Annotated in this window: 20 protein-coding genes; 11 read left to right on the top strand and 9 right to left on the bottom strand. The window is 38.7% G+C overall.

Annotated elements, in window-relative coordinates; genetic code table 11:
* The first annotated feature begins 394 nt into the window (after positions 1–394).
* Together PP2015_RS20530 and PP2015_RS20525 are read left to right on the top strand one after the other, a co-directional pair.
* Positions 395–2,953: a TonB-dependent receptor gene (locus PP2015_RS20530; protein WP_058032350.1), complete on the top strand. Its 2,559-nt coding sequence runs from the start codon at positions 395–397 to the stop codon at positions 2,951–2,953.
* Positions 2,954–3,236: 283 nt separating this feature from the next.
* Entirely contained in the window at positions 3,237–4,580 is a 1,344-nt protein-coding gene (locus tag PP2015_RS20525) for a TonB family protein (protein WP_058032349.1), read from the top strand.
* Here the strand turns inward: PP2015_RS20525 and PP2015_RS20520 are convergent.
* Positions 4,564–6,612: a winged helix-turn-helix domain-containing protein gene (locus PP2015_RS20520; protein WP_058032348.1), complete on the bottom strand. Its 2,049-nt coding sequence runs from the start codon at positions 6,610–6,612 to the stop codon at positions 4,564–4,566. The two genes, PP2015_RS20525 and PP2015_RS20520, sit on opposite strands and share 17 nt — an antisense overlap.
* Before the next feature lie 166 nt (positions 6,613–6,778).
* Here PP2015_RS20520 and PP2015_RS20515 point away from each other — a divergent pair, with 166 nt between their 5' ends.
* The 3 genes from PP2015_RS20515 (at position 6,779) to PP2015_RS20505 (ending at position 12,376) form a co-directional block, all read left to right on the top strand.
* On the top strand, positions 6,779–9,370 hold the full coding sequence (locus PP2015_RS20515) for a TonB-dependent receptor (RefSeq protein ID WP_058032347.1): 2,592 nt from the start codon (positions 6,779–6,781) through the stop codon (positions 9,368–9,370).
* A gap of 94 nt (positions 9,371–9,464) precedes the next feature.
* Positions 9,465–11,519, top strand: coding sequence for a S9 family peptidase (locus PP2015_RS20510; protein WP_058032346.1), 2,055 nt, complete (start codon positions 9,465–9,467; stop codon positions 11,517–11,519).
* Positions 11,520–11,692: 173 nt separating this feature from the next.
* On the top strand, positions 11,693–12,376 hold the full coding sequence (locus PP2015_RS20505; RefSeq protein WP_058032345.1) for a LipL32 family surface lipoprotein: 684 nt from the start codon (positions 11,693–11,695) through the stop codon (positions 12,374–12,376).
* Positions 12,377–12,440: 64 nt separating this feature from the next.
* Here the strand turns inward: PP2015_RS20505 and PP2015_RS20500 are convergent, their stop codons facing one another.
* The 4 genes from PP2015_RS20500 to norR all read right to left on the bottom strand — a co-directional run bounded on the left by PP2015_RS20500 (position 12,441) and on the right by norR (position 15,899).
* A complete protein-coding gene (locus PP2015_RS20500) occupies positions 12,441–12,773 on the bottom strand; it encodes a zinc ribbon domain-containing protein YjdM (protein ID WP_058032344.1) in 333 nt (110 codons plus the stop codon).
* 349 nt (positions 12,774–13,122) lie between these two features.
* Positions 13,123–13,611, bottom strand: a complete 489-nt coding sequence (gene bfr / locus PP2015_RS20495; protein ID WP_058032343.1) for a bacterioferritin — start codon at positions 13,609–13,611, stop codon at positions 13,123–13,125.
* A gap of 3 nt (positions 13,612–13,614) precedes the next feature.
* Positions 13,615–14,085 (bottom strand): bacterioferritin, encoded by a 471-nt coding sequence (gene bfr, locus PP2015_RS20490; protein WP_058032342.1) that lies wholly within the window; start codon positions 14,083–14,085, stop codon positions 13,615–13,617.
* Positions 14,086–14,321: 236 nt separating this feature from the next.
* A complete protein-coding gene (norR, locus tag PP2015_RS20485) occupies positions 14,322–15,899 on the bottom strand; it encodes a nitric oxide reductase transcriptional regulator NorR (RefSeq protein WP_058032583.1) in 1,578 nt (525 codons plus the stop codon).
* Positions 15,900–16,113: 214 nt separating this feature from the next.
* Here norR and PP2015_RS20480 point away from each other — a divergent pair, with 214 nt between their 5' ends.
* Positions 16,114–17,331 (top strand): NnrS family protein, encoded by a 1,218-nt coding sequence (locus tag PP2015_RS20480; protein ID WP_058032341.1) that lies wholly within the window; start codon positions 16,114–16,116, stop codon positions 17,329–17,331.
* A 172-nt stretch (positions 17,332–17,503) separates the two neighbouring features.
* Here PP2015_RS20480 and PP2015_RS20475 read toward each other — a convergent pair whose 3' ends face one another.
* Complete coding sequence (locus PP2015_RS20475; protein WP_058032340.1) at positions 17,504–17,956, bottom strand: Lrp/AsnC family transcriptional regulator; 453 nt, start codon at positions 17,954–17,956, stop codon at positions 17,504–17,506.
* 96 nt (positions 17,957–18,052) lie between these two features.
* Here PP2015_RS20475 and PP2015_RS20470 point away from each other — a divergent pair, with 96 nt between their 5' ends.
* The 5 genes from PP2015_RS20470 (at position 18,053) to arsH (ending at position 21,807) form a co-directional block, all read left to right on the top strand.
* Positions 18,053–18,646 (top strand): LysE family translocator, encoded by a 594-nt coding sequence (locus tag PP2015_RS20470; protein WP_058032339.1) that lies wholly within the window; start codon positions 18,053–18,055, stop codon positions 18,644–18,646.
* Between the two features lie 128 nt (positions 18,647–18,774).
* Positions 18,775–19,914: an alpha/beta hydrolase-fold protein gene (locus PP2015_RS20465; RefSeq protein ID WP_058032338.1), complete on the top strand. Its 1,140-nt coding sequence runs from the start codon at positions 18,775–18,777 to the stop codon at positions 19,912–19,914.
* A gap of 94 nt (positions 19,915–20,008) precedes the next feature.
* The gene (locus tag PP2015_RS20460; RefSeq protein WP_058032337.1) at positions 20,009–20,353 is read left to right on the top strand and encodes a HopJ type III effector protein; all 345 of its coding nucleotides are present in this window, start codon (positions 20,009–20,011) and stop codon (positions 20,351–20,353) included.
* A 60-nt stretch (positions 20,354–20,413) separates the two neighbouring features.
* Complete coding sequence (gene sigZ, locus PP2015_RS20455; RefSeq protein ID WP_058032336.1) at positions 20,414–20,959, top strand: RNA polymerase sigma factor SigZ; 546 nt, start codon at positions 20,414–20,416, stop codon at positions 20,957–20,959.
* 80 nt (positions 20,960–21,039) lie between these two features.
* Positions 21,040–21,807, top strand: a complete 768-nt coding sequence (gene arsH / locus PP2015_RS20450) for an arsenical resistance protein ArsH (RefSeq protein ID WP_083496707.1) — start codon at positions 21,040–21,042, stop codon at positions 21,805–21,807.
* Positions 21,808–22,501: 694 nt separating this feature from the next.
* Here the strand turns inward: arsH and PP2015_RS20445 are convergent.
* From PP2015_RS20445 to PP2015_RS21825, 3 genes are all read right to left on the bottom strand, one after another.
* The gene (locus PP2015_RS20445) at positions 22,502–22,717 is read right to left on the bottom strand and encodes a hypothetical protein (protein ID WP_058032335.1); all 216 of its coding nucleotides are present in this window, start codon (positions 22,715–22,717) and stop codon (positions 22,502–22,504) included.
* A 2-nt stretch (positions 22,718–22,719) separates the two neighbouring features.
* A complete protein-coding gene (locus PP2015_RS20440) occupies positions 22,720–22,986 on the bottom strand; it encodes a hypothetical protein (protein WP_058032334.1) in 267 nt (88 codons plus the stop codon).
* 201 nt (positions 22,987–23,187) lie between these two features.
* The gene (locus tag PP2015_RS21825) at positions 23,188–23,358 is read right to left on the bottom strand and encodes an RHS repeat-associated core domain-containing protein (RefSeq protein WP_083496706.1); all 171 of its coding nucleotides are present in this window, start codon (positions 23,356–23,358) and stop codon (positions 23,188–23,190) included.
* Positions 23,359–23,722 lie beyond the last annotated feature (364 nt).

Below are 23,722 nucleotides of genomic sequence, written 5' to 3'. Positions count from 1 at the left end.
ATGCTTTGCACTCTGTCAAAACTAGCCTGATACTCGCGCTCTATTGTAACAAGTTAAACCAATTCCTTTGATGAAAAAAGTTTCAACACTAATGGAAACATTATGAGAACTAAATAAAATAGGTTATAAATTTAGAAGAACTGAAAACAGGCAAGATGGTTAAGAAAACATTAATTTTTATTTGTGAAAGCTAGCATAGGTCAACATATAAATAAAAAAGTAAAGTTAACTCATTAAATTTAATATCCAATAAAGTCATAATCTTAGACTTTAAATTCAATTAATCACAACTAATCACTTAGTTTCAAGATTTCCTATTAAACAAGTATTAACTTATTAAACATTGCAAAGCACACGCAATTGTTAATTAAATGCTTTCAAGGGGAATCAAAGCATGAGTACAAATAATAAAAAGCCGCTTGCTGTTTTAATCAGCAGCATTCTTATGGCATCAACAGCAAGTTTTAGTTCATCGAGTTTAGCACAAGGTGCACAAACAGATGAAGTTGAAGTGATCCAAGTCAGAGGGATCCGTGGCAGTGTTGTTAAATCAATCAACGCTAAGCGCTACGCTAACTCTATAGTCGATGCGGTATCTTCTGAAGATATTGGTAAATTTCCAGATCAAAACGTCGCGGAATCCTTGCAGCGTATAACAGGTGTCTCAATGAGCCGTAACTTTGGTGAAGGTGAGCGTATTAGTATCCGTGGTACATCTGAAAACCAAAATAGAACATTACTCAATGGACAAGCTGTTGGTTCAGCTGATTGGTGGGTAGACTCATCAGCAAGCCGTGGCTTTAACTATACAATGCTCCCTTCTGAAATTGTATCAGGTTTAGAAGTATATAAGTCACCAGAAGCTGACATCGACGAGGGCTCAATTGGTGGTACTGTTATCGTTAAAACCCGTAAACCTCTTGATTTAGATGCAAATAAAATTGCTGGTTCTGTCATTATGCAACACAGTGAAGTATCTGGTGAAACAGATCCGCAGTTAGCTGGTTTATATAGCTGGAAAAATGATGAAGAATCAATTGGTGCCTTAGTCTCGGTATTTAGACAAGAGCGAAACCTACGCCGCGATGGTATCGAAGCTTGGAGCTGGACGCATCGTGATGAGACGCTTGAGGATGGTACTGTTGTAGAAAATGTTTATACGCCTGGTGGCGGTGGCTCTGCCATGTTTACTCAAGGTCGTGTAAGAACTGGCTTTAATTTTACGCTTCAATATCGCCCTTCGGATAACATGGATGTTACTTTTAATGCATTAAATTCGACATTAGAAGCAAATAACGCAAACCAAAACTTCCTGTGGTTACCAGGATACGGTGGTTCAAAATATCAATCTCTAGATATCGTTGACCACGCCAAAGTAGGCAAGTTTGCGCAGGCTGGCACCCTTGGTTTGTCTCCAGATGGTAATAACATTTTAGATGAAACTAAAATTCGTAACTCTAAACTTAAAACAAATTCTTATGATCTTAAGCTAATTCATGATGGCGAAATCTGGAAATCAAGTTACCACATCGGTGTAACTGAAGGTTCAGGTGGTACTCAAACAGACCGTAGTGTTGGCTGGGAAGGTAATGCAGTTCATAGTTACAATGCGCAAAACGTCGAAAGCATTGAAACCAGCTATGCAAAAGACCCTGCCGACGGCAAACACTGGAATTTAGGGTTTTTACGTTATGACTCAAATGATGCTTTAGATAAAGAATATTATGGCCAAACTGACTTTGAACGTGCCATTGATGTTGCAGTGTTCAGTAAAATCAAAATGGGTGTGAAATATCGTGACCACAAACGTGAAAACGTTCGACTTCGTTCGCAAACTCGAACTGATTTAAATTGGAACCTAGCGGATTATTCCTTCGTAGCACCGAGTGACTTCTTATCAGGTATTGGTACATCTGGTACTTTAAAAAGTTATGCAATGACTGACTTAGATAAGACTAGAGCGGCTGGTGACGCATTATCTTGGCAATATGATTACCTTTATGACAGTAATTTCGCAATCACTGAAAAGATCTTAGCCAGTTATATAAAGGCCGATATAGATGCTGACGGAATGCGAGGTAATTTGGGTGTTCGTCTTGTTGAAACTAAACAAACAACCGGTGCTTATGTAGGCCCTGCTGATGCAAAGGTTTGGCAAGAAGAAGATAAAAGTTATTTTGATATACTTCCTAGTATCAACCTTGCTGTAGATATTGAAGAAGACATGATCTTACGCTTCAGTGCTGCACGTGTTATGACCCGTCCAGATTATGCTGCAATGACAAATGCAACCACCTATAACACTGAAACGCGTGTAGGTACGGGTGGTAACTCAAATATAGATCCTTATCGCGCAACTCAATTTGACGTTGGTTACGAGTGGTACTTCTCTGACGCAGGTATTTTCTCTTCTGCTCTTTTCTATAAAGATTTGCAATCAACACTTGGTGAAAATACCCAAACTGAAACATTTGATAATGTTGAAATCGAGATCAGCCGCCCTATTAATGGCCCGGCAGGTACTCTGAAAGGTATCGAATTAGGCTATCAAACTGAGTTGGCAGAAGGTTTTGGTATAGCTGCGAACTATACATTTGTAGATGGTGAGTCAAAAGATCTTGAGGGTAATGACATTCTTATCCCAGGCATTTCAGAACATACATTCAACTTCAGCACTTACTACGAAAATGAGACTTACAGTGGTCGAATTTCATATAACTACCGTACGGGTTATGACACTGGCCGAGCATGGCCTGGTTATCAAGATGCGTATGGTCAAATTGATGCATCATTTAATTACAACATCAATGAGAATATTACCGCTGTTTTCGAAGTGATTAATTTAACAGATGAGCACACTTTCAGTTATCAAGAAGAAGGTGTGAAGCAAGCGCTAACAGGTGTTTACAAAGATGGTAGACGCTTTATGGCAGGTTTGCGTTTCAGTTTTTAAGTCATTTCAGCTAACACAGGTATGACTTAAAAGTTTATGCAAGTTCGCTTGCATAAACATGGTGCTAAGCCCGGAGCACTCCCTAAAGCTGGTGTACGTAAGTACATCAGCTTTCTTTTTTAATTATTTAAGAACTTGATGAGAATTTATGAAAATACAACAAAAACTCTTACCATATGAATCCCATAAACTATACAAGACTAGTGATTTCGTGTCATAGTTGAGCTTCAACTCTTGTTCAGTTTCATTTAATTTCGCTTAGATAGGTATTTATTTCTTATTTATGGACTTTTTGCGTTTTACAGGACCATTACTGATATTACTTATCTGTTTTTCAAAGCAAAGTTATGCAGACTTATTCAGTGCGACACAACATTACCAGCAACAAAATTACTCCCTTGCACACGATGAATTTATTGAATTAAGCCAATTTGGCAATACTGATGCCATGTACAATTTAGCCGTGATGTCACTTCATGGTCAAGGCACTACAAAGAGCCTCCCAAGAGCTTATGCGTGGTTCTTGCTTGCCAGTGATTTTGGTTTAACCGATGCAAAACAAACAGCTGAATTAATTAAGCAACAATATCCTGACAAGCAAGTGCTAGAAGATATGTATTTAGCTTTGAAACATCAATATGGCTTTGAAGTTATTTCCAAGCAGTTTTATCCTAGCTCTTTCAAGAAAAGCAAACAGAATTTAACCAAAGTAAAAGATCACCAACCCAACTACCCTGAGCAAGCAATTAGACAAGGTGTTGAAGGTTGGGTATGGGTCGAGTTTGATATTGACGATAGTGGTGCTGTCACTGACATCAGTTTAATTGCGGCTCATCCGAAACACATATTTTCAACAGAGCTAATCAATGCCGTTAGTCTATGGCGATACGACACAACAACACCAATACAGAATCGTTCACTCACATATCACTTCACTACTTTCAAAGGAAAACAATATAGAACCGCATTTCAAAATCAAAGAAAGCAGTATAAACAATCAATTAGTGAACATATTGATGCCGCCGAGCAAGGCAATAGCGAAGTGCAGTTTTATATCTCTCAATGGTTACAATCTAGCGAATACAATGCAAGTAAGCTATTAAGATACCATTGGCAAGATGAGCAGGCTGCACAGAGTTTATTGTTTGCGTCTGCAAAAAATAATTTCCCATTAGCACAATATAAACTTGCAGTAAGCTTACTGAACAATGATAACCATGACCCTGATAGACAGATCGCTTTGAATTGGTTAAAAGTTGCAGCAAAACAAAACAGTATTCCGGCACTTTATCGATTAGGGACAGTATTGGCGGATAATCAAAGTCCAGAGTACAGCCCAAACCGTGCGTTAGACTATTTCAAACGAGCAGCAGAATTAGGTCATTTTCGCGCTATCAAAGAAATGTGCCTTTTACTTCAAACAATACCAAGCCAAGAAGAAAAATCTAAGAGGTGCATAGATACAGGTCTTAGCATAGATGATGCTCACCCGACATTGTTACTTTTAAAAGCGAAATCAGCTTCAAATAAAACCTTATCTTTGAAATACGCCAAGCAAGCTCTTGATTCCGCTCAAGATAGAAACTGGTCAACTAAAGCTATCAAAACGTTTATTGACGCTCTTTAGTACTTTGATGAAGTACTATATCCATTTCAATCCCATCAATGCGATTAAATAAAATTTGCTTTCCATTTTTACTGGTCGTTAAAGCAAGGGGCGTATTAATATCGTATAGGTAAGTGCCTAGCTCTTTCAGTAAACTAACCTCCCCAGTTGTATTATCATACTCGTATAGAGACAACTCATGTCCAGTTCTGATAACAAAATACGCGCCATGTTCATGAAGTACTGGCAGATATAAAGCAAATGATGCCGTCAACTGAGATTCATCGAAGTACGCAGTAAGCCTTGGAAGCAGATATGACTTCATGTCTTCAGAAAATTGCGTAAATGTAATGTTGCGCTCTTTTAACGGCGGCCACTCCTGGTGTGTTTTTAATAATTTATTACCAGAATCAAGTAAATCGTATTGCCAATTTAATGGATTACCATTTTCATCGGAACTTGTGAAGAATAATGAATGACTGTCTCTAGCCCAGAACACATTTCTAAGCAAATTAAACTCTGTAGCGATTTTAACTGCTGATTTTGCAAATAAATTAATGACTAATAATTTATTTGACTCTGTCATTAATGCCAGATATTGGTTGTCAGGCGAGAATAGTAATAACCTAGCTGACTCAATGCTTTCTAGTGTATAAACCAGTTCAGCATTTGCCCTTAATTTATTCCTCACCCAAACTTCGGAACTTAAATTTTGACGAGTCTGTTTTGAAACAAACGCATAGTAATTGCCATCAGAAGATACACTAGGGCTGACATCTATCCTTGTTGCAGAACTAATTGGCACTAAATTGCGGAGACTATCTAGCCTGTATACACTCACTTGCGCATGCCCTTCCGAGTAGGCGATGGAGCCTCTTGACCTACTTATATCTAAATCGCCAATGAGGCTAGAATTGCTGCTAATAGGCAGAGTCGTTTGTCTAGTTATGTTTTGAATCTGTAGCTGATCTTGAGCAGTAATTATTTGATCTGGCTGATACCAAACCGCAAGCGCAGCATCGAAAGAACTTAATACATTTGATTTTTTTTCGGGATTTTCTAAAGTTTGAAAAACTAAATCAAACTCGCCACTAGCCTGAGACTTTAATAATAGTTTTGTTGACTCTGGTACGACGTCTAAAATTTCACCTACCACCTCAGGGTATTCATAGGATTTAACTAGGTTAAGTTGAGAGTCAAATTCATATGACTCTACAATTAACTTGTTTATCTTTTGTGTGTTAAACACAATATGATTATTAGTAAGCCAATAAAGCTTACGTGGACCGTAACCCAGCTCACAATCAAAGAGCTTCTTCTCTTTGCCTAAACGCCACATTTCTATTGTGTGGTCCACTGCAATAGCGCGTACCTCACACTTAAATGGATCAAAACGATAGTATGCTAGCCATTTACCATCAGGTGACCACACTGGTGCTTCTTCGCTATAACTAGTGCTTTTTAAGCTATGCACAATTTTGCTCTGACTGTCGTAAACTGCCAAGTCGAATTGTGACTGATTTTCATCTAAGTGACTGAAAGCCAGATAGCGTCCTTCAGGCGAATAACGTAAGTAAACCTCAAGACCAGGAGCCGATGTCAGTCTGGAATCATATTTAAAGGGACTGGTCTGTTTGATTGGTTGACTCAGATAACTCACTATAATTGATATCACAACCCCTACCCCGCCACCAAATAATAACCAGTAAATAGGCCTATTAATTCTTGGGGCAACAAGTTTTTCTTTTATGCTAGGAGGCTCAGAAATTGAAGCGACAAGTTGATAACCTTCTCGAGGAACAGTTTTTATAAATCTAGCTGCTGCTTTGTTGTCTTGCAGTGTTTTTCGAAGTTGTGCAACTAACTGTGAAACAGAGTTATCACTGACTAAAGTATTCGGCCATAATTTTTCAATGATGGTATCACGGCTCACGCACTGGCCTTGATGTTGGATCAAAAGCAACAACAAAGCTAACTGCTTAGCCTCAATTGCTTGCCATTGACCTGAAATTTTTATTTTCAGTGCAGCAGGTTCAACTAAGACATCATTCACTAAAATCCGTGACGACTGCAAAATTTCAAAATACCTTATTCTGTGGTCTTACCGTAAAGTAATGGTTAAATTCGTTATAAAAGCGTATATTGTTTCTCATAATACACACTCAATATTGAAGCCCATACAACTATTTTTAGTTTGGTTATTCTTGAGGTTTGCATAAATGACAAATAAAAAAACAAAATCTCTCATTATTCTGAGCTTATTTTGCACTCAAGTTGCCGCTAATTCTTCAGAAAAAGATAACGCTACACTCTTAGAAACCATACAAATTAGAGGCTTTCATGACAGCGTTGTCAAATCTTTGAGCTATAAACGCTTGAATGACCAAATCAGTGACACTATCAGTGCTCAAGAAATAGGTAAGTTTCCTGATAAAAATGTAGCCGAAGCCTTACAAAGGATCACCGGAATATCTTTATCTCGTGTACAAGGTGAAGGTGAGCGTATAGGTGTTAGAGGCACGACACCTGAACAAAATAGAACTTTTCTAAACGGACAATACTTGGCCTCGGCAGATTGGTGGATTTCATCACAACCGAACCGTGGATTCAACTTCACCCTGTTGCCTGCAGATATTGTCTCCTCGCTCGAGGTATATAAAACACCTCAAGCAAACCAAGATGAGGGCTCTTTAGGCGGCAGTATCAATATCAAGACGCTAGACCCTCTTTATACAGATAGTGATTTAGCTCTGATCAGCACTCAGTTGCAGTACAATGATTTATCAAATGAATTTGACCCGCAAATCAGTACCGTTTTTAATTGGAAAAACAATAACCAAGACTTAGCAATTCTCTTTACAGCAAGCCGGTTAAAGCGCTCGTTAAGACGAGATGGGCTTGAATCATGGGGCTGGCATGAAAGAGATTTAATTAAAATTGGAGAAAATCGGTATATCAGCAGTGACGATGAGAAAGCCGACCTCAAAAATATTTGGACTCCAGGTGGCGGTGGTTCAGCCGTTTTCCAGCAACAACGTATTTTAACAACGCTAACTTCAGGCATTTCATATATTCTGAACCCTCATTGGCAATTTAAAAGTCACCTTCTTTATTCACAATTGGAAGCTGACAACTCAAATCAAAATTTTTTATGGCAACCAGCAATTGTTTTAAATAAAGGCGGTACACTTACAAACCCGAAACTCATTGACAATACCCTTATTTATGGCGAGTACAGTCAACTAAATGATGCTGAGTTTAACACCAGCATGGAAGCCATTTGGCGAAAATCACAAATTGATACCAGTAGTATTCAACTAGAATTAAGCCAATCAATCCCTAGATGGCAAAATCAGTATCGATTCGGGTTTACCCATGGTGGAGGTGGAACAAGTGAAGATTTCACCTCACAGTTTTCTGCAAACACTGATTACTCAGTTAGTACAGAGCAACATAAAAATATTGTTGTGAATTATGCTATATCTCCTTTAGATGCCGCTCAATGGCGCTTAACTGAGGCAAGAAAAGATGCACAGGACGCTACAGATTCGCTTGTTTATATGCAAGCTGATTTCAATTATGAGTTGATGCATAAAGCACTCTCTGACCTACAATTTGGCATTAAAATAAAACAACATACTCGTGAGTTTTCTAGGTTAAGATCACTCGATGGTGGCCTCAATGGCTTGGCCAGTATAATTGCGACCAATTTAGCTGAGCACCCTGCTGCATTTGTCGATAACTACCTTTCACAAATTGGCAATCATGAAACCTTAAAACTATACAGCTTTGTAGATATTGAAAGTCTCAGTCAGGAATTTTCGACACTCCCCTTTAAGCAAGAGATAGAAACTGCAAGCCGTTTTGATATTCAGGAGCAGTCGCTAGCAGGTTACCTCAAACTGCTTCTTGAAGGTGATAATTACCGCGCCAACATAGGTGTAAGAATCGTCAATACTTGGCAAGATGCATCCGCATTTAAGCAAACTGACTCGCAAGATAGCAACGGTTTTGAGTGGCTGACTGACGAGAAAAGTTATACCGATATTTTGCCTAGCGCAAATGTTAAGTTCGACATTAATGATGACCTAGTTGCTCGATTTTCTGTGGCTAGAGTGATGTCTCGTGCTCAATTTCATCATTTAATGCCTTCTACTAACTACAATGTTACCCAAGCGCAAGGTCAAGGCGGTAATCCAAATTTAGATCCTTACCGAGCTACTCAGTTTGATGCGGGGTTAGAATGGTATTTTGAAGAAAGCGCTCTTGCCTCACTCGCTATTTTCAACAAAGACGTTGAGTCTTTTATTGAATTTAAAAGGCAACAAGAAACCCATGAAGGTATTATCATGTCAATCGACAGGCCAATAAATGGTAATGGAGGTAGTGTTAGAGGGTTAGAGCTTAGTTATCAACAACACCTGTTTAATGGTTTTGGTGTTATCGCTAACTATACCTTTGTAGATGGCAACCGAACTCAACATTTAACCGAAACCTCAGCGCTTATACCAGGTACATCAAAGCATAGTTTTAACATTACTTCTTATTACGAGAATCACTGGTTAAGCATTCGATTCGCATATAATTACCGCACTAAGTTTGCTACAGGTATTGGAGAGGTCACCATGGATGATTATGGCCAGCTAGATGGTAATGTAACTGTTTCAGTCAATGATAAGACAGATATCGTGTTCGAATTCATTAACTTAAATAATGAAATCTCGTATACCTATGAAAGAAATCAATTCGCGCCTACTGGGATTTATGCGAATGGCAGACGTTTCTATTTGGGCGCCCGTTATCAGTTTTAATCTGTCGTTATTTATTCTCGCTTAATCGCAAACACTGGAAATCAGTATTTGTGACTCTAAAATAACGCACAAAACTGAACAACAAGGTCTTAAAATGAAATTAATAAAAACTACAATTGCGCTTGCAGTGGGTTTAGTTACTTCAACTGCATTTGCAAATGACACAATAACAATTGAAGACATTCCCAAAATTCAATCTGTTGGTCAAACTGCCGTAGATCCTGAAGGAGAACTAGTAGCATTTACCCGCTCAGTACCAAGAGAACTTTATATTGATGCTAACGGTACAAATTACTCAGAGCTTTATGTTGTAGATGATAAAGGTGTTGAGCGCCCTTTCATCACAGGTAAAGTGAGTGTTCGCAGTATTCAGTGGTCTGCTGACGGTGACTACATCTACTTCTTAACTAAGAAGAAAACTGATAAATTCACGTCTTTATATCGTATCGCAGCTAACGGTGGTGAATCACAGAAAGTGTTATCGTTAGACGGCACTTCAATTTCTAGCTACAAGCTAAACCCAAATGGTAAACAAGTTGCCATCTTAGCCATGCCAGCTAAAGATAAGACTGAAAAAGAACTTAAAAAGCTTGGCTTTATGGCTGAAGTTTATGAGTTAGGTCTAAAAAACAAACAACTACACCTTGTTGATTTAGTGCAATCTGAAAAAGCTTTAAAACCTGCTGCGGTTGAAATTGAAGGCTATGTAAGCGACATCAACTTTTCTGATGAAGGTGACAAGCTACTCGTTAAAACTCAGCCTACAGCACTGATTGACGATAAATACATGAAGTCACAGTGGCATGTTATGGACGTAGCTTCGCAGAAAATTACCACATCTTTCAAAACCGAAGGTAAGTTAGGAGCTGCTGAATTCTCATACGAAGGCGATTATGTTGCTATTCTTGGTGCAGAAGACAAGCACGACCCTGCAACAGGTCGTCTATACCTCGCTAACGCGAAGACAGGTGAAATTGAAGAGTGGATCCCGAACTTCATGGGCCACATTGGTGACTTCGAGTGGGCTAACCGCCGTAACACATTAAACTTTGTTGCAAACGTGGGCGCTGAAAGTTTCGTTGGCCAGATCAAAGTTGGCTCTAACAAATATAAGAAGATCGTTAAAGAAGGCAAACTGATTGCCTCTAACCTATCGGTATCTGATTCAGACAAGACCATCGTTCTTCGTGGTAACACTGACAAACACCCGAACGAAGTTTTCATGCTTCGCGGTAAAAAGACAAAACGCCTGTCTGATTCAAATGATTGGTTAAATGATAAACGCTTTGCGAAACAAGAAAATATTTCATTCAAAGCCCGTGATGGTGTAGAGATTGGCGGCGTATTAATTTACCCACTTGATTACCAAGAAGGTAAGCGCTATCCACTAATTATGGCGGTTCACGGTGGCCCTGAAAGCCATGACAAAGACGGTTGGTTAACGAGCTACTCAGACCCTGGTCAAATGGGTGCAGCCCGTGGCTATGCGGTTTTCTACCCGAACTACCGTGGTTCAACAGGTAAAGGTGTTGATTACTCTAAGCTTGGTCAAGGCGACTATGCAGGTAAAGAGTTTGATGATCTAGTTGATATGAAAAACCATTTAGTTGAAATGGGCCTAGTAGACAGCAAACGCGTTGGTATTACTGGTGGTTCATACGGTGGTTATGCGTCAGCTTGGGGTGCAACAAAACTGACTGAGCACTTCGCTGCAAGTGTTATGTTTGTAGGTGTAACAAACCAACTATCAAAGTTTGGTACAACTGACATCTCTAATGAAATGTACCTAGTACATGCCCGTTCATACCCTTGGGAAAAGTGGCAATGGTACCTAGAGCGCAGCCCTATTTACTGGGCTGGTCAGTCTGAAACACCGTTACTCATCATGCACGGTAAGGACGACCCACGCGTTCACCCTGCTCAGTCAATGGAACTATACCGTTACATGAAAGTACAAGGTAAAGATGTGCGACTAGTGTACTATCCTGGTGAAGGTCATGGTAACCGTAAAGTAGCTGCACAATATGACTATAGCATTCGTTTAATGCGTTGGATGGACAACTACCTAATTGACGGTAAGAAAACCATGCCAACCTACGAAATCGATCATGCTGCAAATTTAAAAGCAGCAAAAGAAGCTAAAAAATAACTAGCTTAAAACAGTAGCCAAAAGCCACCTGTTTTAGGTGGCTTTTTTATATATAACTTAAATCAGTCAATATTTTCATAGTGAGAATTTTCTAATCACTAATACTTTAGTAATAAAAATTTCACGCGTATACTCTATGCTCATTTCTCATACAGTGACATGGAGTCAAATCAATGAAAATTTCTCGTCTAGTTTTACCATTTGTAACTGCAGCTGTTTTAGCCGGTTGTTCAGCAACAGGTCCACATCTTAAAAGCTCTGTATCTGAAGGTGTCGCGGGCATTGAAGCGCGTTTGCCATATGCTAACTACTCAAATTACTTTGGTTATGTAGACTCATCAGTTCAACCTGAAGGTAAATATAAGGGCAAAGATACATATTACCTTTACGCTTGGGTGCCTGCGGCGGTTGATGAAATCGGAGTATCAATGATGTCTCCAGCGGTTTCAAAACCTGAAGGGGCTGACTTTAAGCATGCTAACTTCACACCTGGCATGCAAAAAGATGCTGATAAATTCTTTGATACTTATATTGTCTTTGATCGTTTAAATATCATCGACAATACAAAAATCAAAAATGGTGGCAAGGTGCTACAAAACTTAGGGCGTAACGACGATACATCAGAGTTACCTGCAAACCCAAGTGGTGCAAACTATAACTCTCTTCTTCGTAAAACAACGTCAATGAATAACGCAAGCGAAGCGCTTGTTCGTGGTGTTTATCGAATTTCATTTACGTCTTTCCGTTCAAACGTTGAAGGCTCATTTGAAGCGACAATTGGTACTAACGTACCGGGCGTTAAAATCGCAGCATCACTTGAAGAATTACATGAATTGGTAAATGGCAATAAGCTTTAATCAGCCAACTTACTTATGACAAAAGGCCCGATTCGGGCCTTTTTAATTTGAGGTATTATATCTATTATGCTTTTTTAACGAATTTAGCCGTTACCATCATTTCGCCAACACCATCAACTTTGCAGTCAAGCTCATGGTCTTTTTTATCTAATACGCGACGAACTAAGGCTTTAGTGCCTATTTTAATTACTTGTGAGCTGCCTTTGATTTTAAGATCTTTTGCAACTGTCACTTTATCACCGTCAGCAAGCACAGTACCGTTTGCATCTTTCACTTCAAATGCATCTTCATCTACTTCATTAGGGTTCCACTCGTGTGCGCACTCTGGACATACAAGGTTTGTTTGGTCTTCGTATACGTATTCAGAATTACATTTAGGGCAAGGAGGTAATGACATATTTCACAACTTCTAAAATTACAATGGTGCTATTCTAATGGCTAATGAAGTAGCATGCGAGATTATTTTGAAAAAACCTGTCTATACGTCAGTTTTTTACGATGAATGATACAGATTAAATAAGCGCATCTGATTAGAGTATTAATGTATTGGAAGTTAAACCAAAAAATAAAGCGAGCAAAACTTTAACGCTTTAACAGACCGCTAAAAAGGAGGTAAAAACGGCCTTGTGCAAATTAAAGACTGACAATAAAGTTCGCTCATATAAAAAATTTAGGGCAAGTTCTAAATAAAAACAATGCCCTATATATTCTACTTTTGTCTATAAAAACAACATAGCTGATTAGCATTATGCATCAGGCGCGTTGTTATCCATTTGTAATTGAATGTAGTTTGGCAGACCCATAAGTTTGATTAAATTCAAGTGTTGCTCAAGCCAATAAATATGATCCATTTCTGTATCATCTAGAAGTTTTTCTAGAATTTCACGAGTCACATAATCTTGTGCTTTTTCGCACTCACCTATGATGTTTTTTAAACTAGCAGCGACTGTCATCTCAGCCGCCAGATCGTTTTCAAGCATTTGCTGAACGTTATCACCCACATTAATTGGCTGACGAGAAGCAGTATCTGGTTTGCCTTCTAAAAAGAGAATGCGTTCGATAATGGCTTTCGCGTGATCTAGTTCTTCGTCGTATTCATGTGCCAGTTTATGCCCCAGCTTGCCTAACCCCCAATCTTCGTACATTTTTGAATGAGCGAGATATTGATCCATCGAGGTTAACTCTAAGGTTAATTGTTGATTTAATAAATCAATGATCTTTGGATTACCTTGCATAATTTACTCCTCTACCTGTGATTGCAGGTAATTTTGAATACCAGTGTGTTGAATTAGGAACTGCTGTGCTTCAATCCAATCAACATACTCTTCTTCGTATTCAAGGATCTCTTCTAGCAAGTCACGAGAAATGTAGTCTTGTTCTTTCTCGCACAATTCAATCGCGGCTTTTAGTGCTGGTATTTGTTCAAGTTCAAACGCCATATCACAAGCAAGCATTTCCTCTGTGTGCTCGCCAATGCGGAGCTTTTCGAGGTGTTGTAGATTTGGTAAGCCTTCCAAAAACAAAATGCGTTCAATAAGATCGTCAGCTTGTTTCATGTCTTTGATGGATTTCTTGTAGGCTTTTTCATTCAGTTCCTCAAGCCCCCAGTTTTTATACATTCGGGCATGAAGAAAGTATTGATTAATTGATGTCAGCTCTAGCGTTAATATTGCATTTAAAGACGCCAAAACTTGTTTGTTCCCTTGCATAGGACCCCCTAAAAAGTAATGAGACGCCCTACTACAATAGACTAATATTTGTTCAGTTCAAGACCTTTTAAAGATAAACAAACAATTAATATATCCTTTTAAAATAAACAACTTATAACATAATTGAGAGTGATTTAGATTAGCAAGAACACTCTTAACATCATACTTTTTAACTAATCAAATATAATTAGTTTTAAAGCAACATCTATATTCACTCAACTGGTTGTTTTATTTAATTAAATAGATTTTTTTACAGATATTCCTAAACGTTTTGCCAAACGCACCAAGTTTGCTCTGTCCAGCTTTAAAGCTCTTGCCGATGCAGCCCAATTAAGATCATGCTCTACTAGGGTCTGTTCTATTATTTTTTTTTGAAATTGCTCAGTTGCAGACTTTAATGAATCAATTTGACTTAAATCAGAGTTGTTTTGAACAAAGCCTGTCCTGTGTGAAAGCTCGATGCGAGGTTCACTATGGCCCATAGTGGTATTTATTTGATCGCCTTTAAATAACTCACAATCACTTTCATCTACACGAATAATACTGTTTGGCCACTGCTTTTGTTTTGCTTTCAATGCTGCACGGCTTATCACATGTTCCAGCTCTCGAATATTGCCTGGCCAAGTATAAGATTGCAGTAGTTGATACAAACTCGATGACAGCTTTAATTGTGCAATGCCAAGTTGCTTACTGACTTTTTCAGCAAAAAAACCTGTCAGTAACGGAATATCATCTAAACGTTCGTTTAAAGAAGGCACTTTAATCGGGAATACACTCAATCTATGGTACAGATCTGCGCGAAAGCGCCCTGCCTCAACCTCTTCTAATAGATTTCTATTTGTCGCTGCAATCACTCGGACATCCACTGATTGGGTTTTATCAGCACCTACAGGTTGAATTTCACCGCTTTGTAAAACTCTAAGAAGCTTGCTTTGGGTATTAAGCGGTAGCTCACCAATCTCGTCTAAAAAAATAGTGCCACCATCAGCAAGCAAGAATTTTCCATCACGATGAGAGTTTGCACCCGTAAAGGCGCCTTTTCGGTAACCAAACAACTCACTTTCGGCCAGTGTTTCAGGTAACGAAGCGCAGTTTACTTGAACGAATACTTTACTCGCACGCAGAGATTGATTATGCAATGAGTGTGCAACAAGCTCTTTACCTGTGCCAGTTTCACCGGTGATCAGCGTAGTAAAGTCTGAACCCGCAACAAGTTGAATATCTCTTTGTAATTGCTTCATGGCCTGACTCTGCCCGACCATTTCATATTGACCTTTACTCAGTTCGGTAATTAAGTGACTCCCCTGCTGAGCTTTAGTGCGCAAGTCTTGACTCAGTAGTATGGCACTGACATGTCGAGTCAAAGCCTCATTAACCATTTGTAAAAATGACGGCGCATAGTCTTCAAAAGTGCCCGCATTTAAACTGTCTACCGTGATCACACCAAGCAATTTATCTTGATGCTTAATAGGAAACCCCATACATGCATGTACAGGAATATCACCTTCTTGCGCAATCAGAAGCCCGTCATAAGGATCGGGTAACTCGCTATTGGCACTGAATCTCACCGCTTTATGTGACTGACTAATTGCCTGTAAGCGTGGGTGTTTATCTATCACAAAGTGTCTGCCCAGAACATCTGGCATCAATCCTGAAATGGCAACAGGTACCAGTTTATTGTTTTGATAAAGTAACAATGCAATTGCATCACTAATAAAACACTCTTTAACAGCCTGAATAACGGCTTCAAAACAATGCTCTACGTCGAATTGTGTAGAGTTAGGTAATGCCCTAGCTAACGCTCTATTGAGCATTAGCAATGAAGATAGAGAACGCTGCTCCATGTATTTTTGACTCATTAAATACCAAAAGACACACAAACTTTAAGTCAAAATGACTCTCTCATTCAAATTATTATTTAACATGTATTACTAAGCTCATGATTTTAATGAAAATAATATTTGGCACAGTAAATGCGATTAATTTCACGAGCCCTAAAAAGATAATTTAACAAGTTGTGGAGTAGTAATGAGACCTATCAATCTAACCGAACCGGTGCCCACTGAGTTTAAACTTTCAAAACCTCATCAATGGCCATTATTCATGCTTGGCTTTCGCCCATTCTTTTTATTAGCTGGGCTTTGGTCTGTGTTAGCTATTTTGCTATGGCAATGTATTTTAAATGGTACACTCTCTTGGCAAGCACAAATCCCAGCGACACTTTGGCACGCACACGAAATGATCTTCGGCTTTGCTTCAGCGGTAGCCATCGGCTTTTTACTGACCGCAGCACAAACTTGGACTGGGGTGCCAGGGCTTTCGGGGAAAGGCTTAATTACCCTCAGCGCTATTTGGGTTTCATGTCGGATTATTTTCTTTTTTTATGCAGACAACCAATTACTATTGCTACTTGGGCAAATTTTCTTCTGGCTTTTTGCCATTGCTTATTTGAGTCATATGCTGGTGTCATCGGCTTCAAAACATAACTACATCATGATTGTTGTACTAGGCTTACTTACCCTATTTAATAGCGCATTTTTAATGAGCACTTGGTTAGGCGAGTATTCGTTCGCCCGCTTGTTCACACAATTGGCCGTACTTGGCTTTATGTTGTTAATTGGTCTTATTGGTGGACGTGTCATCCCATTCTTTACGGCGCGCGGCTTAAACCTTGACGAGCAAGTGAAAACACCTAAACTCGATAAATTGCTGCTTTTATTTAGCCTATTGGCAATGGCTGGGTTTGCAAGCATTAAACTCTTTTCACTTAATACCAATGCCGGTTTGGTTTTACTTCCTGCAGCCACTTTGCATTTAACACGCGCCATTTTGTGGTTTGATAAAGGTATCTTTAAAGTACCGCTACTTTGGTCGCTGCATTTAGGCTACTTTTTGAGTGCACTTGGCATTTTATTGCTCGCTTTTAGCTACTTGACGAGCAATATTAATCCAGCAGATGCACTGCATTTAATTACCATTGGCGGTATTGGCTTATTGATCTTGGCAATGATGGCAAGAGTCTCACTTGGTCATACTGGTAGAGCATTAAAACCCGCCAGCATGGTCGCTTGGGCATTTGCTTTCATTGCTTTAAGTGCACTTGTTCGATCATTTATGCCGATTGTCTATTCTCCTCATCTGGCTTGGAATATCAGCGCTTACCTATGGATTGTCGGCTTTGCCATCTTCTTGTGGTTTTATACACCCATTTTAATTAAGAAAAGAGTTGATGGGCGCAGAGGTTAAAAAGTGGATTTATAAAATATCGAAAACCTCGGTTGAGCGTTAACATTAACGTCTCATTCTTTGAAATTAATGCGGTTTCACCGACTTTATTTCGGGTTTATAAAATTGGTGAAAAGCTGCAAGACAACAATCTTTAACGCCAACTTTGCTTTCTTTTTGAGTTAATTAAACTCTATTGACGTGTATCTTTTGGAGAATCCATCACAACATGAGTAGTGATGGTTCTCACCTGTGAAATCGAGCCCAGCACGTCAGCATGAAGCGCTTTGAAGGTATGTAGGTCTTTTGTTTCTATACGTAAGAGATACTCATACGGGCCGGTCACATTATGGCATTCTTTTATTTCATCAACATCTTGTAGAGCTTGCTCAAATGCTAACTGAGAAGGTGTTGAGTGCTCAGTCAACCCAACAGCTACATAAGCGATAAAGCCTACCCCCAACTTTTCGGAATCAATGACAGCCTTATAGCCTGTAATCAAACCTGACCTCTCTAACTCTTGTACTCTTCTCAAACAGGCAGAAGGTGACAGACCGATTTGCTCTGCTAGCTCTGTGTTAGCTATTCGTCCATCCTTTTCTAGAATGCGCAATATTAATTGATTATAACCATCTATTTTCATCATTAATTGCAAAGTCCAAGAATATAAAAGTGAAATACGCGTGATAATTGAGCATTAAACTCGCTAAACTTGTTTTAACACAAATAAAGGAATAAACCTATGACACAAGAAATCATACTCGCATTTATAGCATTCGCATTTGTTTCATCTATTACTCCAGGGCCAAACAATTTAATGCTAATGAGTTCTGGCGCAAACTTTGGTTTTAAAATGACTGTGCCACACTTGATGGGTGTTGTAGTTGGCTTTGCTATTATGATTGAGTTAGTTGGATTAGGCGTTATGCAACTTTTCAACGCTTTTCCAGTTACTTATGAAATTTTAAAGTTCGTTTCAATTGGCTATTTGCTGTACCTTACATATAAAATTGCAACAGCTAAGCCAAGTACAGAAAACCAAATTGAAGAAAAATCAAAACCGTTAACTTTCGTTCAGGCAACGCTCTTTCAGTGGGTAAATCCAAAAGCTTGGACGATGGCACTGACTGCTGTGAGTGTATATGCGCCAGAACAAACCTTACTTTCAGTGAGTATTATTTCTGTCATATTCGCTATTGTCGGCTTCCCATGTGTAGCAAGTTGGATAGTCTTAGGTCAAAAAATGCAGGCAATGCTTAAACAGCCAAGTCATATGCAAAAGTTTAATTGGGCTATGGCGGGTTTATTAGTAATTTCTATCATCCCAACACTTTAAAAAAATATACCCAAACGACATCAAGGCATGGGTATATCATCAGCAAAATATCAGCTTTTTATCAATAGAAAATCAATTAATTAGCTATATTTACTTTCATCATGGTGGCAACTATTCAAGGAGTCACCATGAACATAATTAAACACTTCACGTTATTCATACTATTACTCGCCTGCCTATTAAACTCGCTCGCACACGCACAAGAACAACAAGGTAAAGGCGTTAAAACAATAAAGCATCAGTTTCAGTCTAAGGCTGCCAAACAAACGATTTCATTCGATGTCATATTGCCTTGGGGATATAACAAAAATCAAAAATACCCTGTCCTTTATACCACATCAGGTGGCAGTCGAATTGATATGCTTACCTATCAAACCGATTGGCTAAGCCATGTTGAAATAGGCCCAATGCCTGTCATGATCATCGTGCAATTACCCCAACTTGATGTTGAGTCAACTCTACACCCTAAATTTGTATCGGCTTCCGGCGTTGCCAGCCCATTGACTTTAAATGTGCTTAAAAATGAACTCATCCCATTTATCGATAAAACCTACTTAACATACAACTTCAAGGTTCTGGAAGGCTATTCAAGTAATGGTAATTTTGTGCTGTATGCATTTGAACAATCGCCGTCTTTATTTAATGGTTTTATTGCCAGCTCTCCTGCTCTAGAGTTAGACAAGTCAGGACTTATTGACAGGCTTTCAAAGCTAAAGTATTCAGAACAATATCAAGATAGGTTCTTTTATCTTTCTCTTGGCTCCTTTGTTAATAACGCGCCACTGTTTGAAAACATCAAAGCCAATCTTAGTCAGCAAGCGTTTCACGCTCGATTTGTTAATTACAGCCAATATAATTTTTTATCGGTTGCAAGTCTTAGTCTGACCGATGCTATGGAACACCTATTTGCAGATAAAACCCCAGACATTGCGCAATTTGCAAATCAGGGCCGACAAAGTGTCATTGCTTACTTTAAAAAGCTCTCTCAAAAATACCAACAATCAATTAGCCCAAACTCAAGCTTAATCGATTTAAGTTTTTACTATGTGACGTACAAACAAGGTGAAAAAGCTGTATCGACTATGCAATATTTAGTTAATGCGCACCCAGAAAACACCTTTTATTTAAGCCGACTTGCAAAGGTTTATGAACTATTAGGCGAAACTGAAAAGAGCCGACTCACATTACAACAAGGCATTAAGCTCGCGACTAAGCTCAACAATGAAGATGCTCTCACCTATTTCAAGGGTGAATTGAGCAAGCTTTAGATTAAGTTTACTTAGGCAATTTAAGCAGCTTAATTTTATTCAATTGAGCTGCTACGCTCTGCGCGTTAAACTCAGCTAAAAAAGGATCAAACTTATGACATTAAACGACTTCTTAGCTCAGCTTAACGCGCAACCAGAAACCATTACTTTTGAACTGTGTCAGCAAATAATTGCTGATAATTACACTTATACTGCGACAGCTTTTAACAATAACGGCTTGCAAAGCAGTGCTGAGCAAAACCAAGGCTCTTGTAAAATCTTAGCTTTTGCACAACTCAATAATTTAAGTAAAGAGCACACATTGCATTGCTTTGGTGATTATTATCGTATCGACGTTGTTCAACATCCTGAAAATGATGACCACGGTAATATCCGTACACTTTTAAAAGCTGAATCCAGTGTCGCAGCAGTTACTTTCGACGGTACGCCGCTTCAGTAAGCTTTTAGTCATTCAGATAGTGGTTTAAGATAAAAAAGCTATAAACCACTATTTGAAATTATGTCTATCGAACAAATTTGGGCTGAATACAAGAACAGCCTACACGCTTTTTTACTTTCGAAAGTGTCTAACCCAGCCGACGCAGAAGAGTTATTACAAGACATCTTGTTAAAAACACATTTGCAGATCCACCAGCTAAAAGATCAGGCCAGTATAAAGCCTTGGCTTTTCCAAATTGCCAATCACGCCATTATTGACTTTTATCGCAAACACAATAACTACCAGCATACCGAGTTGTTCGATGTAATTGAAAAACAGGATGCAAACATTCGTGCTGATTTAATTAGATGCATAGAGCCATTTCTGCAGGCCATGCCTGAAGATGAAGCTGGTTTAATAAGAAAGATTGACTTAGAAGGCTGCTCGCAAAAACAACAAGCTGAACAGCTTGGAGTAAGTTACTCCACTTTTAAGTCTAGAATGCAAAAAAGTCGGGCTGATTTAAAGGTACTTTTTGATCGCTGTTGTGACTTTGAGTTAGATAAACAAGGCAATCTAATTGACTATCACAGAAAGCCACAACAAACTGAAAAGAGAATTAAATAAAAACTTTTAAAATAGTTTCGTCTTTTTGAACCGCGCTTCGTCTTTATAAGTGAATACAAAACACCACTATTGGAGATGTAATGCGTTTTTTAGACAACCAAGCTTTTGATGTAACCCCTAAGCAACTCTCAATCAGCAATCATAAACCACGTGTATTAGTGCTTTACGGCTCACTCCGAGCACAATCAATGAGTCGTTATGCGGCAGAAGAAGCGGCAAGAATACTTGAGCATTTAGGCGCTGACGTGAAGTTGTTCAACCCAAAAGGGCTGCCTCTTTTTGATAATGGCGTATCGGTAGAAGACGAAAAAGTACAAGAGTTACGTGCTTTAGTAAAATGGTCAGAAGCACAAGTTTGGTCTTCTCCGGAAATTCACGGCAACATGTCGGCTGTGCTTAAAAACCAAATTGACTGGATCCCACTCTCAGAAGGTGCAGTAAGACCCACACAAGGTAAAACACTGGCCGTCATGCAAGTATCAGGCGGTTCACAAAGCTTTAATGCTGTAAATAATATGCGGGTACTCGGGCGTTGGATGCGTATGTTAACCATACCGAATCAGTCTTCCGTGGCAAAAGCTTGGCAAGAATTTAACGAAGACGGTACGATGAAAGAGTCCCCTTACCATGCTCGTATTGTCGATGTGATGGAAGAGCTAATGAAATTCACATTGCTGACTCGTGACAATCTTGATTGGTTGGTTGATCGATACAGTGAGCGTAAAGAGAGCATTAATTCTGCCATTAAAGAACAAGTGAGTCAGGCTGATGTAGTTGAAGTAAAGTCTAAGTGTAAAACAAAGAAACAAGCTGCTGAAAAAAACACTGACAAAGTAGCTTGCTGCTAATTAACTTTAAAGCTTGGTATTTAGGCCTTACAAAACTTCGTCCTAGCCAAACTTCAAAAAGAAGATTAAAGCTCAAGGACTAAGTCGATGAAAGACAATTTCCCTCTTAAATTGTCTTTCTATTTCTTTTATTAAATTTATATTGAGAAATCCAAAAACTTTCTTTTAGTTGGCCAAAAATCACTGCATCAGAGCCGGTTTAAGTCAGCAGAATATTCCACTTAGAATCAGTGAAGGAATGTGCAATGACAGGCCTTCTGAAAATCCAATCATATTCAGCAACGAGTCCAAACAAAGTCAGCATAAGTTCCAAAATAAATTGGCAGGTCATTCCGAAGAAAATCAGCACATAAAAAAGCCAACGTTTTAGGTTGGCTTATGTCAAAAGTGTATCTCACTCTAGGCAAATTTATTCATATGAAAATGCAAGACCTGACCTCTTTATCTCTTGCTAATACAGAACCTTACCTATTGGTTACATAGTACCGAGTGTTTTGTGGAACAAACGCTAGAGCGTAAGGCAACTTATCAAAAACCAAATGGTTTATTGGTATTGACGATTACCCTAGAACAGACCAACGAAAAAGTGAGCGCGAGTTAAGATTAAGTAACTGCTGTTTTATGCTAAAAACCATTAGCCAGAAACTCACTCGCGCACTTTATGACGGCTGACTAATAGGTGACCCACTAATTTTTATTTGCTCAAATCAACTAAAATAAAAATACCTGTCAAAACTCTGAGCAAGCCCATAGTAAAAACTGCAATCATAAAGTAACGAACTCCTTTATTCCCTTTAAACATAGGAACTACAACTGATTTTCTTATCACTTTTGGGCAAAAACCATACGTAACTCCTATAATAAAACCACTAATTAATATAATCATTAAACCTGTAATAACTAGTTCCATAATTACTCCGGTACTTCAATCTTTTCTTTTATATCACTCACTGTGCCTATAACTTCAGAAATTGTATTAGCTTTGACTAAAGCTCCACCTACTTGCTTTGAAACTCCACCTGTTACATTCCCTGAAACAACTCCAAGTACCTTATCTGTAGTCTCTGCAATAGAAGTGCACATAGCAGAGCAATTCAAATCTTGTGCCGTAGAATGCAGTGGACCCTCAGGAGTATTATGTTCAACTTTTCCAGCTTGGTTACTCCATACATAAGTCATTGAATTTACCACTTTTTAAAAAGTATATTTTGAGTCAAGAACAGCGTATGAGCCAACAGAAATCAGTCCTAATACAGCCAATTTAGATCCTGCAATTACATCAAAAAAACCTAACCCAGCCACAATACTGCTCCCAACAGCTTGAACCCCAGATCCCAAGACTTCTCCTGCTCCTAAACTTAAATTGACCCACTCATCAAACTATTCTGGAGCTCTTTCAACTGGAACAGCATATTTATATGGGTTATTGTAAACATAATTATAACGATTGAATCCATTAACATTTTCACCACGAAACATGTGCCCCAAGACATCAACAGGATCATTCGAATAGAAACAACCTATAAATGGATCATAGTATCGTGCGTGCATATAACAAAGACTTCACTGATACCAAGATTTAGGTAGTCAATCGAGAAAGTAACGGCTGGAGCACAGCTAGAAAACTTATATCCCCGATAAATAATGAAGAAGTATTAAACCCTACACTGGCAAGCAGTGGCGACCTTTATTTTACCGTTATCTTTAAATCACAAACCTTTTATTCACCGCTCGAAAACGGGCAATACCAAGAAATATTCCCAGCAGATATTCCTCTTGTTATTCGTAGATTTATTTCACCTGTTCAAAGTAATTTGCTCGTTGATAATAGCAATAAAGAAAACAAATCAAGAAAAGAAAGAGACTTATATGTTTATTTCAAACAAAAAGACGGTAGTTGGTCAAAACCTTTTAA

It is taken from the genome of Pseudoalteromonas phenolica (assembly GCF_001444405.1).
In the GTDB taxonomy this organism is placed as follows: domain Bacteria; phylum Pseudomonadota; class Gammaproteobacteria; order Enterobacterales; family Alteromonadaceae; genus Pseudoalteromonas; species Pseudoalteromonas phenolica.
The sequence above is the reverse complement of the archived record's forward strand: the minus strand, read 5'-3'. Positions and strand labels throughout refer to the sequence as shown.

Coding starts and splice junctions, on each gene's coding strand:
- PP2015_RS20530 (WP_058032350.1), top strand. CDS start 395: ATGAGTACAAATAATAAAAAGCCGCTTGCTGTTTTAATCAGCAGCATT.
- PP2015_RS20525 (WP_058032349.1), top strand. CDS start 3,237: ATGGACTTTTTGCGTTTTACAGGACCATTACTGATATTACTTATCTGT.
- PP2015_RS20515 (WP_058032347.1), top strand. CDS start 6,779: ATGACAAATAAAAAAACAAAATCTCTCATTATTCTGAGCTTATTTTGC.
- PP2015_RS20510 (WP_058032346.1), top strand. CDS start 9,465: ATGAAATTAATAAAAACTACAATTGCGCTTGCAGTGGGTTTAGTTACT.
- PP2015_RS20505 (WP_058032345.1), top strand. CDS start 11,693: ATGAAAATTTCTCGTCTAGTTTTACCATTTGTAACTGCAGCTGTTTTA.
- PP2015_RS20500 (WP_058032344.1), bottom strand. CDS start 12,773: ATGTCATTACCTCCTTGCCCTAAATGTAATTCTGAATACGTATACGAA.
- bfr (WP_058032343.1), bottom strand. CDS start 13,611: ATGCAAGGTAATCCAAAGATCATTGATTTATTAAATCAACAATTAACC.
- bfr (WP_058032342.1), bottom strand. CDS start 14,085: ATGCAAGGGAACAAACAAGTTTTGGCGTCTTTAAATGCAATATTAACG.
- norR (WP_058032583.1), bottom strand. CDS start 15,899: ATGCTCAATAGAGCGTTAGCTAGGGCATTACCTAACTCTACACAATTC.
- PP2015_RS20480 (WP_058032341.1), top strand. CDS start 16,114: ATGAGACCTATCAATCTAACCGAACCGGTGCCCACTGAGTTTAAACTT.
- PP2015_RS20475 (WP_058032340.1), bottom strand. CDS start 17,956: ATGATGAAAATAGATGGTTATAATCAATTAATATTGCGCATTCTAGAA.
- PP2015_RS20470 (WP_058032339.1), top strand. CDS start 18,053: ATGACACAAGAAATCATACTCGCATTTATAGCATTCGCATTTGTTTCA.
- PP2015_RS20465 (WP_058032338.1), top strand. CDS start 18,775: ATGAACATAATTAAACACTTCACGTTATTCATACTATTACTCGCCTGC.
- PP2015_RS20460 (WP_058032337.1), top strand. CDS start 20,009: ATGACATTAAACGACTTCTTAGCTCAGCTTAACGCGCAACCAGAAACC.
- sigZ (WP_058032336.1), top strand. CDS start 20,414: ATGTCTATCGAACAAATTTGGGCTGAATACAAGAACAGCCTACACGCT.
- arsH (WP_083496707.1), top strand. CDS start 21,040: ATGCGTTTTTTAGACAACCAAGCTTTTGATGTAACCCCTAAGCAACTC.
- PP2015_RS20445 (WP_058032335.1), bottom strand. CDS start 22,717: ATGGAACTAGTTATTACAGGTTTAATGATTATATTAATTAGTGGTTTT.
- PP2015_RS20440 (WP_058032334.1), bottom strand. CDS start 22,986: ATGACTTATGTATGGAGTAACCAAGCTGGAAAAGTTGAACATAATACT.
- PP2015_RS21825 (WP_083496706.1), bottom strand. CDS start 23,358: ATGCACGCACGATACTATGATCCATTTATAGGTTGTTTCTATTCGAAT.